Source organism: Bradyrhizobium sp. Ce-3, assembly GCF_022835695.1.
Lineage (GTDB): Bacteria > Pseudomonadota > Alphaproteobacteria > Rhizobiales > Xanthobacteraceae > Bradyrhizobium.
Genome location: NZ_BQUV01000015.1, coordinates 31,468 through 53,194, shown reverse-complemented (window position 1 = coordinate 53,194; position 21,727 = coordinate 31,468). Strand labels below are relative to the sequence as shown.

General features: G+C 65.5%; 20 protein-coding genes. 12 read left to right on the top strand and 8 right to left on the bottom strand.

What is annotated here, in order from left to right; all coding sequences use genetic code 11:
• Positions 1–357: 357 nt before the first annotated feature.
• Positions 358–747 carry an ester cyclase gene (locus BRSPCE3_RS35295; protein WP_244071661.1) on the top strand — a complete coding sequence of 130 codons (390 nt, stop codon included), beginning with the start codon at positions 358–360 and terminating at the stop codon, positions 745–747.
• A 79-nt stretch (positions 748–826) separates the two neighbouring features.
• On the opposite strand, the gene BRSPCE3_RS35290 is transcribed toward BRSPCE3_RS35295, so the two are convergent.
• Together BRSPCE3_RS35290 and BRSPCE3_RS35285 are read right to left on the bottom strand one after the other, a co-directional pair.
• Positions 827–2,560: an adenylate/guanylate cyclase domain-containing protein gene (locus BRSPCE3_RS35290; RefSeq protein WP_244071659.1), complete on the bottom strand. Its 1,734-nt coding sequence runs from the start codon at positions 2,558–2,560 to the stop codon at positions 827–829.
• A gap of 131 nt (positions 2,561–2,691) precedes the next feature.
• Entirely contained in the window at positions 2,692–3,246 is a 555-nt protein-coding gene (locus tag BRSPCE3_RS35285; RefSeq protein WP_244071657.1) for a PAS domain-containing protein, read from the bottom strand.
• 487 nt (positions 3,247–3,733) lie between these two features.
• Here BRSPCE3_RS35285 and BRSPCE3_RS35280 point away from each other — a divergent pair, with 487 nt between their 5' ends.
• Both BRSPCE3_RS35280 and BRSPCE3_RS35275 read left to right on the top strand, forming a co-directional pair.
• Positions 3,734–4,531, top strand: a complete 798-nt coding sequence (locus BRSPCE3_RS35280; RefSeq protein ID WP_244071655.1) for a rhomboid family intramembrane serine protease — start codon at positions 3,734–3,736, stop codon at positions 4,529–4,531.
• A 189-nt stretch (positions 4,532–4,720) separates the two neighbouring features.
• Positions 4,721–5,149: a CBS domain-containing protein gene (locus tag BRSPCE3_RS35275; protein ID WP_244071653.1), complete on the top strand. Its 429-nt coding sequence runs from the start codon at positions 4,721–4,723 to the stop codon at positions 5,147–5,149.
• A gap of 2 nt (positions 5,150–5,151) precedes the next feature.
• Here BRSPCE3_RS35275 and BRSPCE3_RS35270 read toward each other — a convergent pair whose 3' ends face one another.
• A complete protein-coding gene (locus BRSPCE3_RS35270; protein WP_244071652.1) occupies positions 5,152–6,198 on the bottom strand; it encodes a patatin-like phospholipase family protein in 1,047 nt (348 codons plus the stop codon).
• Between the two features lie 288 nt (positions 6,199–6,486).
• On the opposite strand from BRSPCE3_RS35270, the gene BRSPCE3_RS35265 reads away from it, so the two are divergent.
• Positions 6,487–7,557, top strand: a complete 1,071-nt coding sequence (locus tag BRSPCE3_RS35265) for a hypothetical protein (RefSeq protein WP_244071650.1) — start codon at positions 6,487–6,489, stop codon at positions 7,555–7,557.
• A gap of 266 nt (positions 7,558–7,823) precedes the next feature.
• The gene (locus tag BRSPCE3_RS35260) at positions 7,824–10,307 is read left to right on the top strand and encodes a bifunctional diguanylate cyclase/phosphodiesterase (RefSeq protein WP_244071649.1); all 2,484 of its coding nucleotides are present in this window, start codon (positions 7,824–7,826) and stop codon (positions 10,305–10,307) included.
• A gap of 91 nt (positions 10,308–10,398) precedes the next feature.
• On the opposite strand, the gene BRSPCE3_RS35255 is transcribed toward BRSPCE3_RS35260, so the two are convergent.
• Positions 10,399–10,962: a nitroreductase gene (locus tag BRSPCE3_RS35255; RefSeq protein WP_244071647.1), complete on the bottom strand. Its 564-nt coding sequence runs from the start codon at positions 10,960–10,962 to the stop codon at positions 10,399–10,401.
• Positions 10,963–11,046: 84 nt separating this feature from the next.
• A complete protein-coding gene (gene thrS, locus BRSPCE3_RS35250) occupies positions 11,047–13,092 on the bottom strand; it encodes a threonine--tRNA ligase (protein WP_244071645.1) in 2,046 nt (681 codons plus the stop codon).
• 221 nt (positions 13,093–13,313) lie between these two features.
• On the opposite strand from thrS, the gene BRSPCE3_RS35245 reads away from it, so the two are divergent.
• Both BRSPCE3_RS35245 and BRSPCE3_RS35240 read left to right on the top strand, forming a co-directional pair.
• The gene (locus BRSPCE3_RS35245; RefSeq protein ID WP_244071643.1) at positions 13,314–14,591 is read left to right on the top strand and encodes a hypothetical protein; all 1,278 of its coding nucleotides are present in this window, start codon (positions 13,314–13,316) and stop codon (positions 14,589–14,591) included.
• A 128-nt stretch (positions 14,592–14,719) separates the two neighbouring features.
• Complete coding sequence (locus BRSPCE3_RS35240; protein WP_244071667.1) at positions 14,720–15,856, top strand: MFS transporter; 1,137 nt, start codon at positions 14,720–14,722, stop codon at positions 15,854–15,856.
• Between the two features lie 158 nt (positions 15,857–16,014).
• Here BRSPCE3_RS35240 and BRSPCE3_RS35235 read toward each other — a convergent pair whose 3' ends face one another.
• Together BRSPCE3_RS35235 and yidD are read right to left on the bottom strand one after the other, a co-directional pair.
• Positions 16,015–16,182: a hypothetical protein gene (locus BRSPCE3_RS35235; RefSeq protein ID WP_244071641.1), complete on the bottom strand. Its 168-nt coding sequence runs from the start codon at positions 16,180–16,182 to the stop codon at positions 16,015–16,017.
• 137 nt (positions 16,183–16,319) lie between these two features.
• A complete protein-coding gene (gene yidD, locus BRSPCE3_RS35230; protein ID WP_244071639.1) occupies positions 16,320–16,664 on the bottom strand; it encodes a membrane protein insertion efficiency factor YidD in 345 nt (114 codons plus the stop codon).
• 240 nt (positions 16,665–16,904) lie between these two features.
• Here yidD and BRSPCE3_RS35225 point away from each other — a divergent pair, with 240 nt between their 5' ends.
• Complete coding sequence (locus BRSPCE3_RS35225; protein ID WP_244071637.1) at positions 16,905–17,822, top strand: hypothetical protein; 918 nt, start codon at positions 16,905–16,907, stop codon at positions 17,820–17,822.
• 3 nt (positions 17,823–17,825) lie between these two features.
• Here the strand turns inward: BRSPCE3_RS35225 and BRSPCE3_RS35220 are convergent, their stop codons facing one another.
• Positions 17,826–18,272 (bottom strand): iron-sulfur cluster assembly scaffold protein, encoded by a 447-nt coding sequence (locus tag BRSPCE3_RS35220; RefSeq protein ID WP_244071636.1) that lies wholly within the window; start codon positions 18,270–18,272, stop codon positions 17,826–17,828.
• Positions 18,273–18,524: 252 nt separating this feature from the next.
• Between BRSPCE3_RS35220 and folE the strand changes: the two genes are divergently transcribed.
• The 4 genes from folE (at position 18,525) to BRSPCE3_RS35200 (ending at position 21,724) form a co-directional block, all read left to right on the top strand.
• Positions 18,525–19,205: a GTP cyclohydrolase I FolE gene (gene folE / locus BRSPCE3_RS35215; RefSeq protein WP_244071634.1), complete on the top strand. Its 681-nt coding sequence runs from the start codon at positions 18,525–18,527 to the stop codon at positions 19,203–19,205.
• A 28-nt stretch (positions 19,206–19,233) separates the two neighbouring features.
• Positions 19,234–19,662: a phosphoribosyl-AMP cyclohydrolase gene (gene hisI, locus BRSPCE3_RS35210; RefSeq protein ID WP_244071632.1), complete on the top strand. Its 429-nt coding sequence runs from the start codon at positions 19,234–19,236 to the stop codon at positions 19,660–19,662.
• A gap of 186 nt (positions 19,663–19,848) precedes the next feature.
• Positions 19,849–20,460: a c-type cytochrome gene (locus tag BRSPCE3_RS35205; protein ID WP_375710005.1), complete on the top strand. Its 612-nt coding sequence runs from the start codon at positions 19,849–19,851 to the stop codon at positions 20,458–20,460.
• Between the two features lie 49 nt (positions 20,461–20,509).
• Positions 20,510–21,724, top strand: a complete 1,215-nt coding sequence (locus BRSPCE3_RS35200) for a cytochrome c (RefSeq protein WP_244071663.1) — start codon at positions 20,510–20,512, stop codon at positions 21,722–21,724.
• Positions 21,725–21,727: the final 3 nt, after the last annotated feature.

Sequence of the window (21,727 nt, the reverse complement as noted above, 5' to 3'; positions counted from 1 at the left end):
TTGCGGCATTTCTGACAGCGCCGATCATATTGTTCCCGCCGCCGGCCGCGATCGCGGCCGGCGGCGGGAACAATATGATCGGCGCTGTCAGAAATGCCGCAAGCATCATCGGTGACTTGATCATGTGCACCTCCCGATTTGACAAGGACAGTGATTGGCCTGAAGCACTAACTCCCGATCGCGGGAGACATTCCGCTCGTTCCAGGAAATTTGTATGTGGCGACCGATGCGACAATCGCTCTGTATCTTCGCGACGCTGCGCTGGTGCCTTTGTGCCGGGCCGCACGTCTTGGCTTGATCGCGCAGCGGGCCCGAAACTAACACCGGTGTCAGGATTGCGACGACCAAGAGGGATCGATGATGAAAGCAAATCTCTCCGATATCTACCGGGACTACATTGCGTGTCTCAATCGGCAAGACTGGCAGCAACTCGGTCAGTTCGTCGGTGACGACGTGGCTCACAACGGCCGGCGGCTTGGGTTATCCGGCTATCGCGCAATGCTGGAGAAGGATTTTCGCGACATCCCGGACCTTCGCTTCGACATCGCGCTGCTGGTCGCGGATGCGTCCCGTGTTGCGAGCCGACTGGCATTCGACTGTTCGCCGAAGGGAACGTTCCTCGGTCTCGACGTCAACGGCAGGCGCGTCTCGTTCACGGAAAACGTGTTCTACGAATTCCGTGACGGGAAAATCGTCGAGGTCTGGTCGGTGATCGACAAGGCCGCGATCGAGGCGCAGCTGGCCTGAGCATCGCTCGGATGAGCGCAGCGCTATCCGAGGGCCGTCTTCCCGCATATCGCTGCGCTCATGCGGGCTACAACTCTGGCTACTTCTGCTCCAGATGCCAGGCGCCGTCCCACTCCGCCGCCGGTGGATGTTGCCTGAACGTCGCGACGCGCGCCGTCATGGCGAGCGACGGTCCGTCGCCCGGCGCCGCAGCCAGCGCCGCCGCGAAGGCTTGCTCGGCATCGTCCCAGCGCCGCTCGCGATAGGCGGCGAGACCATCCGCATAGCGCTGCCGCAGCTCGGATTGCGCCGGCGTCAGCTCGTCCTTCTTGCCGACGATCTCGAACACGGCGACCGGCTGGGTCTGGCCGACCACGACGAGGCGGTCGATCTCGCGCAGCTCGATGGTTGCGGCGCAGGCCGCCGCGGTGGCTTCCGAGATCAGGCTGCGGCTGCCGTAGAACTTGTTGGCGCCTTCCAGCCGCGAGGCGAGGTTCACGGTGTCGCCGAGCACGGTGTAGCTCATCATGAACTCGGAGCCGATGCTGCCGACCAGCGCCTCGCCGGTGGCGATCCCGATCCGGATGTCGCAATCGGCCGGGATGGTACGCACGCCGAGCAGCTCGGGCAGGTCCTTGCGCAGCTGGTTGACCTGGCCGATCATGTCGATGGCGGCAAGCGCGGCCAGATGGGTCTGTTCGGATTCCTCGACGAACGGGGCGCCCCAATAGGCCATGATGGCGTCGCCGATATATTTGTCGATGATGCCGCGATGCGCATGGACCGGCGCCGACATCGTCGACAGATAGAGGTTCATGATCTTGACGAGCCCGCTCGGCGTCACGCCTTCGCTCAGGCTGGTGAAGCCCTTCATGTCGCAGAACATCACCGTCATGACGCGGCGCTGTCCTTCGGTGGCGGCGATCGCCGGCTGCTCGAGCAGGCCCTCGGCGATCCGCGGATTGATGTAGCGGCCGAACGTCTCGCGGATGCGCTGGTTGTGGCGCAGCGTCTCGATCATGCGGTTGAAGGCTGCCGAGAGCTGGCCGATCTCGTCCTGGGTCGTGATGGTGATGGCGCCGTCGAGGCGGCCCGCCTCGACCTCGCGGGTGCTCTCGAGCAGGCGCATCACCGGACGGGTGATGCCGCTGCCGACCAGCATCGCGAACACGAAGCCGAGGATCGCGGCAATCGCGGTCACGACGCCGGAGATGATGATCGCCCGCTGCTGGGCCCCCATCACCTTGGCCGCGGCCGAGCCGACCTGCGCCAGCATGTCGGCTCGGATGGCTTCGATCCTGTTGTTGAAGTCGTCGCGCAGGGCATCGGCGCGCAGCGTGGTCGCTTTCGCGGCCGCGAACTCCTGGGCGTCGAGCTGCTCGAGCAGCGTCTTGTTCTCGGCGTTCAGGCGCATCAGGAGATCGTTGACGGCATTGTCGATGCGGTCATCGAGGCGACCGAGCGCGGCATTGTCTGACGGCGTCGATGGATCGGCGATGATCGAATCGATCAGCACCCGCGCGGCATCGGCCTCGCGCTTGATCGTCGGTTCGATCTCGTCGAAGCTCTTGCGAGCCGCCGCGTAGCCGCCGTCCTCGCCGGGCGCCTGCATCTTCGCCATCATCATCCGGCGCATCGCCAGCGACCGCTCGAGCGCGCGGATGTTGACGCGGGCGAGATGGCCGTAGGCGGGGATGTAGCGGTTGGTGAGCTCGTCAAGGAGGTGGCCGACCTGGCCTGCCATCACCATGGACAGCAGCGAGGTGATGACCGCGAGGACGATAAGTCCCGCGGCAATGCCGACGATCTTCTGCCTGATCGAGTTTCGAAACATGCCGAGCCCCGCCGCAGCTGCAATAAGCGGATTACCCCGCCGTGGCGGCGAAACAGCTAATAGAGTTCCGCGGCCCCCGGTGCAAGCGACCGGCGCCTGCTGTCCACGGCAGGCCGGGGCGGGGACCGTGGCTAGCGCAGCCCCTCGTAGACCATCAACCCGCGGGCGATCGCGAGCTTGCGCAGGGTGCGGGGCACAAACCGCTCCTGCGGATGCAGGTAACGCCACGAGGTCAGGACCAGGTCGTGCAGCCGGGCGACATCGTCCTCGAACGGGGCGAGCAGGCCGGTCAGGCTCGCCGGCATATGGACGCGGGCGGTGAACGGCAGCAGCAGCAGTTCAAGGTGCGCCTTCGCGCCGGCCTCGGTCGTCGCGGTGATGCCGGCGATGGCCGGCAGGGTCTCTTCGACGACGCAGGTGATGATGTCCTCGATCTCGCCGCGGCTGGCGTCGGTGAACAGGGCGGAAAAGCTCTGGTTCTTGAGGTCGCAGCCGAGCAGGGCGGAGGTCCGGGTGCCGGCGACCCGGAACGGAAAGCGGGTCTCGCCGTCATAGGACAGCACGAAGATGTCGGACAGCAACTCGCGCACCGCGGACGGCTCAAACTCGCTCCGGTCAGGTGCACGTGCGTTGCCGCGCTTCGCATTCCAATAGGCGAAGAACTCGCGGCTGGAGCTGTGTTTCATCTAAAGAACCTTGCCCGGCACCTGTCTCGGCGGGACACATCTGTCCCGGTTTTGCTCAGGCGCCTTCCCTTCTCTGTTGTGCAGGGAAGGCTGTGCAGCGTCCATGCCGTGGCCGCGCTTTGGGCGGCTTATCGGCAGCTTTGTGTTGTTAACGTAAATTTAACTATGAACTTGGCGCCGGTGGAACCTGCGGATAGGGTCAGCGCGTTCCCGTTCGCCGGCTGCCCCAAGCGCCGGCGTGGTTGGTACACAGGCGGCGTCAAACAGTTTGGTCACGTGCGGGGAGGGGTGGGGATGGTCTCCCGATCCCTCTGGGGCACGCGAAGACCAGCCGATCAGGGAGGGTGTTCTCAGCACCCTCCCTTTTCTTTTGCCTCGATTGTGGCGCCGCGCGACACCCGATGTCCGATTTCGGGACTGTGCACTTGCACAGCGGCGCGAAAGCCGCCTATCTCTGCTTCACCGCCGCATCGAGGTCGCCGACCCCTTGGACTCCCATCCCGAATCCCCGCTCGCGCCGCCGCCGGAGGCGCCGCGCGAGCCGATCCTGACCCTGCCGCCGGCGCTCACCGCCTACATCCTGCTGATCGCGGTGATCCATCTGCGGGTGCTGCTGCCGCCGGAGTGGGAGAGATGGACCGTCGACGCCTTCGGTTTCATCCCGATGCGCTACGATTCGACGCTGCTCGACATCAGCTTTCCGGGCGGGGAAGGCGCCAAGGTCTGGACCTTCGTCACCTATTCGCTGCTGCACGCCAACCTCACCCATATCGGCTTCAACGTGCTGTGGCTCTTGCCGTTCGGCAGTGCGCTGGCGCGCCGCTTCGGTGCGACGCGGTTCTTTGTCTTCATGGCGGTGACGGCGGCCGCCGGCGCACTCGCGCATCTGTTGACCCACGAGCATGCGATCGAGCGGATGATCGGCGCGTCGGCCTCGGTGTCGGGGACGATGGCGGCGGCGATCCGCTTTGCCTTCGTGAAGGGCAGCTTCCTGTCGTTCAACCGCGGCGACGCCGAGGCGGCTGCCAAGGTGCCTGCGCTGTCGCTGTGGCAGGCGCTGCGCAACGGACGGGTGCTCGCCTTCCTGGCGATCTGGTTCGGCGTCAATATCCTGTTCGGAGCCACCTCGCTGTCGCTCGGCGGCGAAGGCACGAGCGTCGCCTGGCAGGCGCATATCGGCGGCTTCCTTGCCGGGCTGCTGCTGTTCTCGCTGTTCGATCCGATCCCGCGCAGGCGCGACGATGCTGCAGATGCGTCATCGGTGGACCAGTCGGGGCGCGTCTGATCGCCGCTTGCGGCTCGGTTCGAATTCCTCCATCATCTTTGCGAAGCAGAAACAAAGCGGGCCAACCAATCGAGCCCTGCTACTGATCGCGCCCCGGAACCGAAATCGGCGCGGAACTGTTGATTGAAGACTCTGGCGAACAGGCTCGACCCCGCTCAAGCGGGGCACGACGGATTCAGGGAGGCGACAATGACGGTACGTTCCATTCTCGATGCAAAAGGCCATCAGGTCATGAGCGTCGCGCCCGGCGCGAAGCTGTCGGCCGCGGTCAAGCTGCTCGGCGAGCGGAAGATCGGCGCGGTGCTGGTGATGGAGCAGGGCCGCATGGAAGGCATCCTGTCGGAGCGCGACATCGTGCGCGTGCTCTCGGAGCGCGGCGCCGGCGCGCTGGACGAGCCGGTGAGCGCCGTGATGACCAAGAAGGTCGTGAGCTGCCGCCAGTCCGATACGGTCAGCGGCATCATGGAGATGATGACGACCGGCAAGTTCCGCCATCTGCCTGTCGTCGAGGACGGCAAGGTGGTCGGGCTGATCTCGATCGGCGACATCGTCAAGAGCCGCGTGCAGGAATATGAGCGCGAGCAGGAGGCGCTGCGCGACTACATCAAGACCGCCTGAGGCTATTTCCCCGTCGTGCCGGCGCCGTTCGACGGCGGCGCCAGGATATCGATCGCTTCCTCGATCGCGCCGATGGAGCGTTCGGCCGCGCGGATGCCGTGTGCGATCAGATCGTCGGCACGGTGGAAGTCGAACCAGCCGATCTGGCCGACCCGCGGCGAGATCAGCATGTCGGGCGGGTCGCCGGCGAGGCGCGCACGGGTGATGCGGTCCTGCATGATGTTGAAGGCGTCGACCATGACGCTGGAGATGCCCGGCCGGGTGGCGCTGCCGAAAAACTCCCGCTTCACGGTGCGTTCGGCCGAGAAGAACCGGCTAAAGCGGCGCTTCGGCGGTTCCGCCTCCACCTCGGCCTCGGCGGTCACCGCGACCGTGACCTCGGGCGCCGGCACCGCGCCGTGATTGTAGATCGTGGTCGAGTGCGCGAACACGTCACTGGAAAGGTTCGCCGCAATGACAATCTCGGCGCCGAGCGCGCGCGCGGCTGAGACCGGCACCGGGTTGACCAGCGCACCGTCGACCAGCCAGCGGTCGCCGATCAGCACCGGCGCGAAGATGCCCGGCAGGGCGTAGGACGCGCGCATGGCATCGACCAGGGGGCCCTGGGTCAGCCAGATCTCATGGCCCGTACGCACCTCGGTCGCGACGCTTGCGAACTTGACCGGGAGTTCCTCGATCATGGATTTTCCCAGCGCCGCCTCGATCTCGGCGGCCAGCTTGGCGCCGCCGATCAGGCCGGAGCCGTTGAGGCGGATGTCGAGGTAGCCGAGCACGCTGCGCGGCTGCAGGCCGCGGGCCCATTTCTCCAGCGTTTCGATATGGCCGGCCGCGTAGGCGCCGCCGACCACGGAGCCGATCGAGGTGCCGACCACGACGTTGGGCACGATGCCATGGGCGAGCAGGGTCTTGATGATGCCGATATGGGCGAAACCGCGCGCGGCGCCGCCGCCGAGCGCAAGCCCGATCACCGGCCGGCGAACCGGTCCCAGTCCTACCTTGTCGGGGCCGTCGGAGCTCTTGTGGCCTCGGCCCATCCAGCTATCCAACACGACAAATCTCCTGCCAGCACGAGACTAGGCTGCGCGGTACGGCTGCGCCAGCGTCGTCCGTCTTCATGGTTAGTCCCGACAGGCATGATTCATGCCCCGGGGTAGCTCGCGGTAGGCAGGGAATGTGACTGGACCGCGACGATAGGGCTAACATCGGCTTGATCGACCGGTTCCACGCGGGGGCGCCGCCGCCGGGACTTGCGATAAAGCCTTCGAAGCCCTTGAAAGCCTTGGACGCCCCTTGCACGAAGGCTTGAATTTGCCGCGTTTTCGTTGAAAAGCATGGGGATGACTTCGAGGGGCAACGGCATCGGCGGATGCGGGCGGGGCATGCGGCTCCTTCCGCTGTTGATGCTTGCGGCCTTTTTGCTTGCCCTGATCCCTGCTTCCGCATCGGCGCAGTTCTTCAGCGATCGGCCGCCGCCGATCCCGCCCGCTTCGGTGCCGGAGGTGCCGTCCGGCCCGGCGCTCAATCTCGCGCCACCGTCCGGGGCCGGTTCGGGGCCCGTGCTGCCCGGTCCGCTGACCCAGCCGACCATTGTCCAGCCATCGACTGCCGCGCTGCCTCCGGTGGCGCCGCAGGCCGGCCCGCCGACCGCCGGGCAGGCGGTGCTGTCGCTCACGGCGCGGTACGGCAAGGACCTGCCGGTCATCAATGGCGGGCTGGTGTGGCGGGTGTTCGCCGACAAGCCGGATGACAACGGCACCTACAAGCTGATCCGCGAGGAGCGCGGGGCGACGCCCAACCTCGTGCTGCCGCCCGGCAATTACGTCGTCCATGTCGCGCTTGGCCTCGTCAGCGCGGTGCGCGCCGTCAGCCTGAAGTCGGAGACTGATCGGGAGTCCTTCGTGCTGCCGGCCGGTGGCCTGCGGATCGAAGGCCGGGTCGGCACCAGCAAGATCCCGGCCAACCAGATCTCGTTCGCGATCTACAAGGGCAGCCAGTTCGACGGCTCTGACCGCGGCCCATTGGTGCCCAACGTCTCCGCCGGCGACGTCGCGCTGCTGCCCGAGGGCACCTACTACATCGTGTCCAACTATGGTGATGCGAACTCCGTAGTGCGCTCCGACATCCGCGTCGCGGCCGGCAAGCTGACCGACGTCACCGTCACCCATCGCGCCGCCGTTATCACCCTCAAGCTGGTCAGCGAAAAGGGCGGCGAGGCGCTCGCCAACACCGCATGGTCGGTGATCACGCCGGGCGGCGACGTGATCAAGGAATCGATCGGCGCGTTCCCGCGCGTCGTGCTCTCCGAAGGCGAATATCGTGCGATTGCCAAGAACGAGGGCAAGGTGTTCGAGCGCCCGTTCAACGTCGTCAACGGCGTCGATGGCGAAGTCGAGGTCGTGGCGCGCTGACGCCGGACCGAATTGCATTTCATGCAGCTGTCATAGTTTCTAACGCCAACTAACCATCGCGCGAATTTGTGCGGTCACAATCGCTCGCGGCACTGCGCGGCATCGCTATTTTTACATGACGTTAAGCCGCGGCATGACTTGGATGCCACGGGGATTAAAGCGCGGCGAAACGTCATCGCGCTTAAGCTTTTTGTTCGGGCATGATCTGTTCGGAAAGCCGCTTCGCACTTTTCCGGATCATGCCTGGCGTTTGCGTGGGGCGTGCCATGGTGATGGCCAACAAGAAATCAGCAAAGACATCGGCCAAGCTCAATTCCGAGATGTTCGCCGACGTTCCGGTCCTGCAACGCAAGTGGCAGGCCGCGGTTCGTCCCGGTGAGAAGCTGCCGCATTATGAAGACGTGATGCTCGGCAGCCTCGGGCGGCTTGCCGATCACATCGTGCTGCTGCGCGACATCGACGGCGCGCTCAGCGTCTCGCACACCGGCCGCTACGTCCAGGCCTGGCTGAACGACGAGCGCTGGGACATTCCGCTCAGCGCGCTGCCGCCGGACTGCGCCACCGCGTTGACCGAAGCCGCCGCCAATGCGCGCGAGAACTGCCGGCCTTATCTCGCGTCGGCGCATTGCGTGCGCGACGGTCTGGTGCGGACCTTCGACGTGCTGGCGCTGCCGACGCGGTCGCGCTGGGGCGGTATCCTGGTCGGCGTCTATGTCAACGAGCGCAACGCGCAGTACAATCTTCTCGACACGATTTTCTCGGCCACCGACGAGGGCGTGCTGTCGCTCGCCGCGATCCGCGACGCCCGGGGCGAGGCGGCCGACTTCCAGGTCGTGCATCTCAACCAGGGTGCGGCCAAGCTGCTGATGCGGCCAGCGACCGAATTGCTGTGGCGCCGGCTCAGCGCCGGCGGCAATCCGCTGGCAGCGCCTGCCGTGATGAAGCGTCTGCGCGGCCTCGTCGGAAGTGGCCCCGGCGGTCAGTTCGAGATCGACAGCGGCGATCGCTGCCTGCGGCTCGGCGTCACGGCGTTCGGCGACATGCTGTCGCTGACCGTCTCCGACGTCACCGCGCTGAAGCAGCGCGAGCAGTCGTTCCGCCTGCTGTTCGAGAACAACCCGATGCCGATGTGGGTGTTCGACGCCGGCACGATGGAGTTTCTCAGCGTCAACGACGCCGCAATCCAGCACTATGGCTATAGCCGGGAAAGATTCCTCGGCATGACGCTGCGCGAGATCTGGCCGGTGGACGAGTGGAACGTGCACAGCGCCGCCTTGCGCGAGATCGGTGACGTCTACCAATCGAGCCGCGACTGGCGGCACATCAGGGCGGACGGCACCGAAATCCATGTGCTGACTTTCGGACGCAAAGTGGCGTTCGAGGGGCGCGACGGCTATCTGGTCGCGGTGGTCGATATCACCGAACGCCGCGCCGCCGAAGCGCGGATCGCGCACATGGCGCACCATGACGGCCTCACCAACCTGCCGAACCGGGATTTCTACCAGCAGCGTCTGGGCGAGGCGCTGGAGCGCGGGCGCGCCGGCAACAAGCGGGTCGCTGTCATGTGCATCGACCTCGATCTGTTCAAGAACGTCAACGACTCCTTCGGGCATCCGATGGGCGACCGGCTGCTCAAGCTGGTGGCGGAGCGGCTGCGCGAAGTGGTCCGCGACGACAATGTCGCGGCCCGCCTAGGCGGCGACGAGTTCGCGATCGTGCTGGCCGCCGATGTTTCGCCGAACGAGGCGAGCGCGTTCGCCGAGCGGCTGATCGATGCCCTGAGCGCGCCCTACAAGATCGACGGGCTCGAAGTCGTGGTCGGCGCCAGTGTCGGGATCGCGCTGTCGCCGGGCGACGGCACGACGTCGGAAGAATTGATGCGCAACGCCGACATGGCGCTGTACCGCGCCAAGTCCGAGGGCGGCGGCGTGCATCATTTCTTCGAACCGGAGATGGACCAGCAGGCGCAGAAGCGCCGCGACATGGAGCGCGATCTGCGCGCGGCCTTCAATAACGGCGAATTCGAGCTGCACTACCAGCCGCTGGTCGACATCGCGGCCGACCGCATTTCGGGCTTCGAGTCGCTGCTGCGCTGGCGGCATCCGCACAAGGGCATGATCTCGCCCGCGGAGTTCATCCCGGTTGCCGAGGACATCGGCCTGATCGTCGCGCTCGGCGAATGGGTGCTGCGCGAGGCCTGCTCGGAGGCGATCAAGTGGCCGTCCGACGTGAAGGTCGCCGTCAACCTGTCGCCGGTCCAATTCCGCAGCCGCAATCTGGTCCAGGCCGTGATCTCGGCGCTGGCGCATTCCGGCCTGCCGGCGCGGCGGCTCGAGCTCGAGATCACCGAGTCGGTATTCCTGGCGGAGACCGAGGCCAATCTCGCCATCCTGCATCAGCTGCGCGAGCTCGGTGTCAGCATCTCGATGGATGATTTCGGCACCGGCTATTCCTCGCTGAGCTATCTGCGCAGCTTCCCGTTCGACAAGATCAAGATCGACCGCTCGTTCGTGAAGGACCTGGCGCGACGCTCCGACTGCCTCGCGATCGTGCGCGCGATCTCGGGCCTCGGCCGCAGCCTCAAGATCACCACGACCGCGGAAGGCGTTGAGACGACCGATCAGCTCGACTGGTTGCGTGCCGAGGGCTGCAACGAGGTGCAGGGCTTCCTGTTCAGCGCCGCGCGGCCGGCGGGTGAAATCGCGGCTTTGCTGAGCTCCTTTGCGGAGCGAGCGTCAAAGGCGGCTTAGCTCTTTGCTTGTCGCCCGGGTGAGCGAAGCGGTACCCGGGAGGACAGTCCCCGCATATCGCTGCGCTCATGCGGGCTACAAGAGCGGGATCCTAGAACCGGGTCACGATATCCGACAGCGCCGGGCGCGGGCGATCCTCGCTCGGCTTGGTCGGGGTGCCGATATGAATCAGCCCGGCGAGCTTCTCGTCCGGCTTGAGGCCGAGGCCGTCGAGCACGTCGCGGTCGAAGGCGAACCAGCCGGTCAGCCAGCAGGCGCCGTAGCCGAGCGCGGTCGCCGCGGTCACGATGTTCATCGCGCTCGCGCCGGCCGACAGTTCCTGCTCCCACGGCGGCACCTTCGGGTGCGGTTTGGTGAACGAGACCACGCCGATCACCAGTGGCGCATCGGTCAGACGCTTCTTCTCGACCTCGATGTCGGTGGCCGGCGCGCCGGGGTTCTTGCGGGCGAACACCTTCGCGATCACGTCGCCGGCGCGCGCGCGGGCATCGCCCTCGAACACGATGAAGCGCCAGGGTGCGAGCTTGCCGTGGTCGGGCACGCGCGCGCCGATCGTCAAAATGGTCTCGAGCTCGGCCGCGGACGGCCCCGGGCCGCTCATCTCGCGCGGTTTCATCGAGCGGCGTGTCTTCAGGAGTTCAATGGCATCGGGCACGGACATGTCCTTCAAGTGGAGTCGTGCCCCCAAGATGGGGGCACGACCTGTCAGACGAAAGCCAGTTTAGACCTATTGTGAGGATCAGGCGACGGATTGCGCCCGCTTCACGTCCGGCGGCGTCGCTTCATCGACCAGCGCGGCGATCGCCTCGTCGGTCGGCATCACGGTCTGGCGCTCGCTGCCGAGGCGGCGGACCGAGACCGAATGCGTCTCGGCCTCCTTCTTGCCGACGACCAGCAGGGCCGGGATCTTGGCCAGCGAGTGCTCACGGACCTTGTAGTTGATCTTCTCGTTGCGCAGGTCGATCTCGACGCGAAGCCCGGCGCGGCGCGCCGCCGCTGCCACCACCTTGGCGTACTCGTCGCCCTCGGAGGTGATGGTCGTGACCACGAGCTGGGTCGGCGCCAGCCAGAGCGGGAAGTTGCCGGCATAGTGCTCGATCAGGATGCCGATGAAGCGCTCCATCGAGCCGCAGATCGCGCGATGCACCATGACCGGTGCCTTCTTCGAGCCGTCGTGATCGATGTAGAACGCGCCGAACCGCTCCGGCAGGTTGAAGTCGACCTGGGTCGTGCCGCACTGCCAGTCGCGGCCGATGGCGTCGCGCAGCACGTACTCGAACTTCGGCCCGTAGAACGCGCCTTCGCCGGGATTGATCTCGGTCCGGATCCGGTTGCTGCCCTTGGCCTTGATCTCCGACAGCACGGTCGCCATCACGCGCTCGGCGTGATCCCACATCTCGTCGGTGCCGACCCGCTTCTCGGGCCGCGTCGAGAGTTTCACCGTAAGCTCGCCGTCGAAGCCGAAATCGGCATAGGTCGACAGGATCAGGTCGTTGATCTTGAGGCATTCCTCGGCGAGCTGCTGCTCGGTGCAGAACACGTGGGCGTCGTCCTGGGTGAAGCCGCGTACCCGCATCAGGCCGTGCATCGCGCCCGACGGCTCGTAGCGGTGCACGACGCCGAACTCGGCGAGCCGCAGGGGCAGGTCGCGGTAGCTCTTCAGCCCGTGCTTGAAGATCTGCACATGGCCCGGGCAGTTCATCGGCTTCAGCGCGAACCAGCGCTTGTCCTCGGCCTCGTCGCCGGCGGATTGCGCCGCGAACATGTTCTCGCGGTACCAGTCCCAGTGGCCCGAGGTCTCCCACAGTACCTTGTCGAGGATCTGCGGGGCATTGACCTCGTTGTAGTCGCCGAGCAGTCGGCGCCGCATATAGGCGATCAGCTGCTGGAAGATGGTCCAGCCCTTCGGGTGCCAGAACACCACGCCGGGGCCTTCTTCCTGGAAGTGGAACAGGTCGAGCTCGCGGCCGAGCTTGCGGTGGTCGCGCTTCTCGGCTTCCTCGATCTGCTTCAGGTAAGCGTCGAGATCCTCTTGCTTGGCGAAGGCCGTGCCGTAGATTCGGGTCAGCATCGGGTTGTTGGAATCGCCGCGCCAATAGGCGCCGGCTACCTTCATCAGCTTGAAGGCGTTGCCGATCTTCCCCGTCGAGGTCATGTGCGGGCCGCGGCAGAGATCGAACCAGTCGCCCTGGAAGTAGATCTTGATCGGCTCGTTGCCGGGAATCGCGTCGACCAGTTCGACCTTGAAGGCCTCGCCCTTGTCGCGGAACACCTGTTTGGTCTTTTCGCGATCCCAAACCTCTTTCGTGAAGGGCTTGTCGCGCGCGATGATCTCGCGCATCCGCTTCTCGATCGCGGCAAAATCTTCCGGGGTGAACGGCTCGTTGCGGAAGAAGTCGTAATAGAAGCCGTTCTCGATCACCGGGCCGATCGTGACCTGGGTGCCCGGCCACAGCGACTGCACGGCTTCCGCCAGTACGTGCGCGGCATCGTGCCGGATCAGTTCCAGCGCGCGCGGGTCGTCGCGGCCGATCAGCTCGATTTTGGCGTCGGTTTCGATCGGGTCGTTGAGGTCGGCAAGCGTGCCGTCGAGCGCCATCGCGACGGTGCGCTTGGCGAGCGAGGGCGAAATGCCTTTGGCGATATCGAGGCCGGTGGTTCCCATCGGGAAGTCGCGCCTCGCTCCATCCGGGAAGGTGAGGGCGATCTTGTTCACGGGCTCTGCGGGCTTGAGGTTGGAAAGGCTGTACTGGAATCCGGACTCGGATTTGGGCGTGTCGGCCATCGATGTCTCCTGTAGCTCACTCCTGCGAACGAGCGCAGGTAAGCGGAAAGCAGCGGTATAGCAGGGGATTTGACGCCTGCAATCCGGCAATATCAAGAAAATCGGCCTCCGGCCGCACCGAATCGAGCGAGGTTCGCCTGCACCTGATGCGTTGCGACGTTGCCGATCATCGTCTAACGTCCAGCGTCCATTTTTCCGCCACCGCGCGATCCGCAAGGTTCATGTTTTCCCGTCTCCTGTTTTTCACGGCGTTGCTTCTGATCCCGGCTGTGTTGCGGGCGGAAGAAACACCGGTCGAGAAGGCCGGATTTGCGAAGAAGCTGACCATCTATCTCGCCAAGGGACCGGCGAATGCCTGCGGCGCCGGTTGCGATCGCTGGATCGCGATCGAGGGCGAGATCGACCGCGAAGCCGCGCAGCGGATTCGCACCTTCCTGTTCCCCGTCAAGGACAGGCAGCTTCCGATCTACCTCCATTCGCCGGGCGGCAACGTCGAGCAGTCCTATGGGATCGCGCGGTTTCTGCGCGCGCACAAGGCAATCGCCCGGGTCGGGCGTACCATCGTGCCGGGCTGTTCCACCGGTACGCAGGTCGACGCCGCCTGCCTGAAGATCAAGGCTGCGAAGGGCGAGGTCGAGGCCGAGCTCACCACGCGCAACGCGATGTGCGTCTCGGCCTGCGCCTATCTGTTCCTGGGCGCGACCAACCGTGAGGTGGCGCCCGACTCGGTGCTCGCGGTCCACAATTCCAAGCTGATGTTCGTGGTCCACGGCCATCCGCCGGCGCAGGTCGTCGCCGACTTCAGGCGGCGCGAGATGGTGAGCGCCGATCGCGATCGCAACGCCTTCCTCGCGACGATGGGGATCAGCCATGAGCTCAGCGATCTCATCAAGTCGGTGAAGTTCGAGGACCTGCACGTGCTGACGCGGCCGGAGCTCTATCGATTCGGCATCGATACGCGGCCATTGCCGCAAACCCAGTGGGCGGTGGAGAAGGAAATCCGGCCCTATGTCCGCAAGATCGCGCAGCAGAAAAAGGGCGACGGCAGCGCGTTCCGCATGATGGAGTGGCGGCTGTTCTGCGAGAACAAGGATCGCGGGCGGCTGATGTATGTGCGCGAGTTCGACGAAGGCGCCGCCGGCAAGAGCACCGTGGCGATGATGGCGGGCGCCACCAGGGCGATCGCGTTCGGCAGGCTGCCGGCGCGGTTCGGCAAATACGAGGTCTGGAGCGATCCGGTGCCGTCGGACATCGTCAAGGCGATGCTGGCGGTCCCGCATCTGCAGGTCGACGAGAGCGCGCTGTCGTCGGACGGCAAGCCCGACGGCAAATCCGGCCAGGCGACATTCGATATCGATACGACCGGGCTGGAGCAGGGATGGACGCAGCTGCTGGCGTCGTGTCCGGTGGCGGCCGCCGGTCCGAAGCCTGCGGGTCCGTGGCCGGCCGGTGCGTCGCCGAGCGTCAACGCGGCGCCGGCGGCATCGCCGTCGCAATGAGCGCTACCATGGGTGCAAGGGGCGCCATTGGCGTGCCATCGATCAGGTGCCATGCATTTAGATGCAGTTGCATTGATCTCCGGGTCTGCTAACAACGCGGCGTGAAACGCTTCGCTCCCACTGCATTGATGCTCGGCAATATCGTCACCGGCTGCTCGGTGCTGGCGCCGGCCGGCATGCTGGCGGAGTTGTCCAACGGGCTCGGCGTCACGATCCACGCCGCGGGTCTTCTGATCACCTTCGGCGCGATCGTGCTGTGCGTGGGCTCGCCGGTGACGGCGTGGCTGACCAGCCGGTTCGAACGGCGCGCGTTGCTGACGGCGACGCTGCTGGTGTTGACGCTGACCAATGCAGCATCGGCCTTCGCGCCGGACTACGACAGCCTCCTGATCATCCGCATGGTGATGCTTGCGGTCGGTGTCCTCTACACGCCGCAGGCGGCCGGTACCGCGGCGCTGATCGTGCCGGTGGAGAAGCGTGGCAGCACGATCGCCTATATCTTCCTCGGCTGGTCGCTCGCTGCCGCGATCGGACTGCCCCTGATCACTTTCATCGCCAGCCGCTACGGCTTTCGTGCGACCTATGGCGCGATCGCGCTGACCGGGCTTGTGAGCTGCTTGCTGCTGTGGTGGCAGCTGCCCGGCAAATTGCACGGCGCGCCGGTCGACTTCCGCACCTGGGCGGAGCTCGGTCGCAATCCGACCGTCATCCTGCTGCTGTCGGTCACGACATTGCAGATGTCCGGCCAGTTCGTGGTGTTCACCTTCATGGGGCCGCTGCTCGCCAAGCTGACCGGCGCCAACGCGGACGCGATCGGCATCGTGTTCGCGCTCTACGGCATCTTCGGGTTCGTCGGCATCGCGATCGCAACGCGCATCGTGGATTCCTGGGGCGCCTGGAAGACGTCGGTGCTGTTCACCGTGCTGCTGCTTGCCGGCGTCGCCGGCTGGGCGATGAGCGCCGGTGTCTATGCATTGATGGCCGCCTCCGTTGCGGTGTGGGGCCTGGGCTTTGCGTCGACCAATTCGATGCAGCAGGTGCGTCTGGTCGGCGCCGCGCCAGCGTTCGCGTCGGCGTCGGTCTCGCTCAACACCTCGGTGCTGTATATCGGCCAGGCCATCGGCTCGGCGATCGGAGGGTTGCTGTTCGCCCGCGAATGGCTCTACAGCGCGGGCTATGTGGCCACGGCCTTCGTCGCGGCGGCTCTTGTGGTCGTGGTCCTCACGCGGCCGCGCCCGCTCGCGCGCACGGCCGCAGCCGAGTGAGCGTGCCGCTGCCGAGGCTGTCCCGGCTCTCGCGCTAAAGCGCGATGAGATCAGGTTGTATCGTCATCGCGCTTTAGATTCTTGTTTGAGCATGATCCTTTCGGAAAACCGCTTCACACTTTTCCGGATCATGCTCTAGCCGGTGAGACGCGCGCTGCTCACCATTTCACGCTCTGGCTCGGCACGATGAATGCCGTCGTGTTCGGCTTGCTCGGATTATGGGTGAAGTAGCCGTAGGCGGCGGCGATCACGACGATCAGGGCAAGCACCGCCAGCAAATCGATCTGCCGGGGATCGTGACCGTTGTGGCTGATTTTCCAGCGCATTGTTGTTTCCTCCCCCGAGGGGATGCCATGCGGGCAATGAAACAATGCGCCAAGTGTCGCCACAGTTCCGCCGGAACAGCTATGCGCGCTGCGCCTGGAAGCGCTGCGGCAATTGATCAAGTCGCGTTGACGCCGCGTCAACCCGCGTTGACGCCACGCCAGCGGCCGAAGCGCCACGGCAGGTACCAATGCGCGCCGGGCGGCTTCGCTTCCGGCACGTTGTCGATCCCGGAGGTGCCCCAAGGCTGGCAGCGCAGCAGCCGCGCCAGCGTCATCCAGCCGCCGGCCCATAATCCGAAGCGCTCGATCGCTTCATCGCCGTAGACCGAGCAGGTCGGTAGATGCCGGCAGTTGTAGCCGACCAGCGGCGACAGCGTGTGGCGGTAGATCCAGATCAAGGCGCGGCCGAAGTTGCGCGGCAATCGGCGCGCGGTGGTGGCACAGTCCATGCATCGTGGATGGCGTGAATCTGTCGACGGCATACGCAAGTATGTACGTAGTCTTGCGGGGGTTCCAAGCAAAGGAACTGTTCAGTTGCAGATATTTACGCCACAGTTCGCAACTATTGCACAGCACCGATGGCGCTGCAGCAAGGGTCCTATGGACGGTCCAGGTCAGCAAGGCTACCGTTCCCATAACGCGCCGATGACAGAATCGTGGCGCATTGCCATGGGGCCATTGCCACCGCTCGCATCACCAAGGGCTTGGGGGAAGGAACCAAATTGAGGCTCGTCAAGTCGCTCTCGTTGCGCAGTTGGGTGCTCACCGGCGCCGTTGCCCTTTGCTTCGCGTTTTCCGGCACGGTCACGACCGCGGGCAGTTCCGCGCAGGCCGGCTCGACCCTCGAAGAACGCAAGCTGCCGATGAAGTTCAGCTGGATCGCCTGCCAGCCGAATTGCCGCGGCTGGGTGTCGGCGGTCGGCATCATCACGGCCGATAGCCCCAAGGAATTCGACGAGTTCGCACGCGGCCGCCAACTCAACGGCGCCACCATCGTGCTCGACTCCAGCGGCGGCTCGGTCAACGACGCGATCGCGCTCGGCCGTCGCTTCCGCGGTCTCGGCGCGCTGACCACCGTCGGCGTCAGCGTCGTCAATCAGGCCGCGCAGGGTGACCGCGCGAGCGTGCTGCCGGATGCCTATTGCGAGTCGATGTGCGTGTTCCTGCTGCTGTCGGGCAAGACGCGCTACGTTCCGCCGGCGGCCCATGTCCGCGTGCATCAGATCTGGATGGGCGACCGCGCCGACGACGCCAAGGCCGCGAGCTACACCGCGCAGGACCTGATGATCGTCGAGCGCGATATCGGCCGTCTTGCCAAATACACTTTCGATATGGGTGGCGCGGGCGAATTGCTGTCGCTCGCACTCAGCGTGCCGCCGTGGGAAGACCTGCACGAATTGTCGGCCGCCGAATTGCGGCTGACCAATCTCGTCACCACGGATGCGGTCGCCGACGTGCTGCCGCGGCAGGACAATGCAATTCCCATGGCCGAGGCGAAGCCGAAAAACAGCGATCGCTTCGTGAGCAGCGCGATGGAGGGTGAGGCGCTGCCGCAGGCCGCGAAGGCGACCAAGACCGCCGAGGCCGTGGTGCCGACCGGCGGCACGGCAGCGCCGGCGCCGGTCCAGCCGTCTCGGTAAGCCTTAAGCCGGCTGCTTTGCCTTGGCCTCGATCTGGCCGATCGCATCGACCACGGCATCGAAGGTCAGCAGCGTCGAGGCATGGCGGGCCTTGTAGTCGCGCACCGGCTCGAGCAGCGCGATGTCGGCCCATTTGCCGCCCTGCGGCGGCTGGCCATTTTCCTTCAGCATCTTGCGGACGGTCTCGCGCAATTCGCGCAGCTCGTCCGCGGTCGACCCCACCACATGGCTCGCCATGATCGAGGAGGAGGCCTGGCCGAGCGCGCAGGCCTTCACGTCATGGGCGAAGTCCGTCACCACGCCGCCGTCCATCTTGAGGTCGATCTTGACGGTCGAACCGCACAATTTGGAGTGGGCGGTCGCGCTGGCGTCGGGGTCGGAGAGCCGTCCGAGGCGCGGAATATTGCCGGCCAACTCGATGATCCGCTTGTTGTAAATGTCGTTCAGCATGGGGACAGATGCCTGGTTCCGGCCCAGCCGGGCGCTCTTGGCGGCTGGGTTTCACCGTCCTATATATGGACGGCAGCGCCGGAAACATAGCCCGGCCATGCGGCCACCGCGGCCCACATACGCCACGATGGTGCTACAAGTATGGGACTCAGGCGCCCGGCGGTATCGATGATCCGCCCCGTCTGCCCGGTGACACATCCGGCCCCAAGGCAATTGCAAGGGCAGTGCCAGGGCCGGTCGAACGGAGAAGACATGGACGCCTTGATCAAGCCGATTCGCCCCAACAAGCCAGTCGACGCCAAGTCCAGCGAGCTCGACCCCTCAGAATTCATGGCGGCGGCCGTCCGTGCCGACCAGCCGCGCCCGTCGCGGGCGGAGGCCGAGGACGCCGTCAAGACGCTGCTTGCCTATATCGGCGAGAACACTGGCCGCGAGGGCCTGCTCGATACGCCGCGCCGCGTCGTCGAGGCCTATGACGAGCTCTACCAGGGCTATCATCAGTGCCCGGCCGAAGTGCTGAACCGCACCTTCGGCGAGACCGCCGGCTACGACGATTTCGTGCTGGTCCGCGACATCGAATTCACCTCGCAGTGCGAGCATCACATGATGCCGTTCTACGGCAAGGCGCATATCGCCTATACGCCGGTGGAGCGCGTCGTGGGTCTCTCCAAGCTGGCGCGGCTCACCGACATCTTCGCCCGCCGCCTGCAGACCCAGGAGCATCTCACCGCGCAGGTCGCCGCCGCGATCGACGAGGTGCTGAAGCCGCGCGGCGTTGCAGTGCTGATCGAGGCGGAGCATACCTGCATGTCGGTGCGCGGCGTCGCCAAGCATGGCGCATCGACCTTCACCAGCCGCTTCACCGGCATGTTCCGCGACAATCCGGCGGAGCAGCAGCGTTTCCTGTCTTTGGTGCGAGGACCGAACCGGTAACCTCGCATTGTCCTGAGCGAGGTTTTCCGTGTCCGCATCGACCCACGACCACAACCGCGAAGAAGGGCTGGCCTTCCAGCCCAAGTTCGACGCGGCAGGTCTTGTGACCTGCGTCGCGACCGATGTCGCGACCGGTGACGTGCTGATGGTCGCGCATATGAACGACGAAGCCCTGCGCAAGACCATCGCGACCGGCGAGGGCTGGTACTTCAGCCGCTCGCGCAATGCGCTGTGGCGCAAGGGCGAGAGCTCGGGCCAGACCCAGCGCGTGGTCGAGATCCGGATGGATTGCGATCAGGACGCGGTGTGGATCAAGGTCGAGCAGATCGGCGCCGCCTGCCACACCGGACGGCGCTCCTGCTTCTATCGCGCGGTGAAGGGCGAGGGCGGCGAGGTCAGGCTGTCCTTTGTCGATGCCGACCGTCTGTTTGACCCGGCGGCAGTCTACCGCACCTGAACATTGATCTGAATCAAGGACGACGCGCCGAATTCTGCGCCTCTGGTTTCGCGATGTGGTCTCATCGTCGCGCTGGGGGCCAAAACGGTGACGTATTGTCTTTTCCCGCTGACCGCGCTTTTGGCGCTCGTTGCGCTACCGATCGGCACCGCCCAGGGACAAACGACCGAGCGCGCCCCCGACACCATGGCCGCCCGCGTGCTTGCCTGCGCACCCTGTCACGGCGCTGAAGGCGAGGGCACCAGCGACGCCTATTTTCCCCGTCTTGCCGGCAAGCCGGCCGGCTATCTCTACAACCAGCTGATCGCGTTCAGGGATGGCCGGCGAAAATATCCGCCGATGAACTATCTGCTGGAGTTTCAGACCGACGATTACCTCAAGAAGATCGCCGAGTATTTCGCCTCGCTCAGGCCGGAATTTCCGCCACCGGTCCCGCCGGTCGACAGCAAGGAGATCCTGGCGCGCGGCGAGGCGATCGTGAAGAACGGCGACGCGCAGCACGGCATTCCGCCGTGCTCGGCCTGTCATGGTCCCACATTGGGCGGCATGGAGCCCGGCATTCCCGGTCTGCTTGGCCTGCGCGCCGTCTATATCAGCGGCCAGCTCGGCGGCTGGCGCTACGGCACGCGCACGGCGTTCGCCCCCGATTGCATGCAGATCGTCGCAAGCCTGCTGACCGAGGACGACGTCAAGGCCGTTGCCGCCTACCTGTCATCGCGCCCGGCACCGGCCGATCCGTCCTTCGCGCCGCGCGGCAGCCTGCCGATGCCGCTCGAATGCGGCAGCGAACCGCACTGAAGGGATCGTGCCGATGTCGCGAACCTCAACGGGATTGCTTATCGGGCTGATGCTGGCACTGTCGCCCGTCACGACGCTGGCGCAACAGAAGGCGGCCGACCCGGCCGTCATTGCCAAGGGCGAGTATCTGGCGCGCGCCGGTGATTGCATCGCCTGCCACACTGCGCGCGAAGGCAAGACCTTCGCCGGCGGCCTTGCGATGAAGACGCCGTTCGGCACGCTCTACACGTCGAACATCACGCCCGACCCGCAGACCGGGATCGGCACGTGGACCTCGGATCAGTTCTACCAGATGATGCACAACGGCCGCTTCCCCGACGGCGGCCTGGTCTATCCGGCGATGCCGTTCGCCTCCTATACCCAGGTGACGCGCGAGGACAGCGACGCGATCTACGCCTATTTGCGCACCGTGCCGCCGGTCAGGCAGCCCAACAGGCCGCACGACCTGACATTCCCGTTCAACAACCGCTCGCTGATCCTCGGCTGGCGAACGCTGTTCTTCAGGGAAGGCGAGTTCAAGCCTGATCCAACGAAGTCGGCAGAGTGGAACAGAGGCAACTACCTGGTCGAGGGGCTGGGTCATTGCGGGATGTGTCACACCCCGATCAATGCGCTCGGCGGCAGCAGGCAGTCGCAGGCCTTCGAGGGCGGTTTGATCCCGATGCAGAACTGGTACGCGCCGTCGCTGACCTCCAACAAGGAGACGGGGCTCGGTGACTGGACGATCGAGGAGATCGTCGACTATCTGCGCAAGGGCGTGTCCGCCAAGGGCGCCGTGTACGGGCCGATGGCCGAGGTCGTCTACAACAGCCTGCAATATCTCAATGATGATGATGTGCGCGCGATGGCGGTTTACCTGAAGGGCCTGGCGCAGGGCGGTCCCCCGGAAAAAGCGTCGACTGCGCTGCCGTCGGCCGAGAGCAGTCTGCTGCTGTCGCTTGGCAAATCGATCTATGACCGCGACTGCGCCAGCTGTCATGGCGCGACCGGGCAGGGCATGCCGCCGGATTATCCGCCGCTTGCCGGCAATCAGTCGATCCAGATGGTCTCCGCGGTGAACCCGATCCGGATGGTGCTCAATGGCGGCTATCCGCCGGGCACGTCGGGCAATCCGATGCCCTACGGCATGCCGCCATTCGCGCAGAAGCTGTCGGACGACGAGGTCGCGGCGGTCGTGACCTACATTCGAACGGCCTGGGGCAATCGCGGCGAGCCGGTCTCGGCGCGGCAGGCCAACGAACTGCGGGCAGCAACACTGAATTAGAGG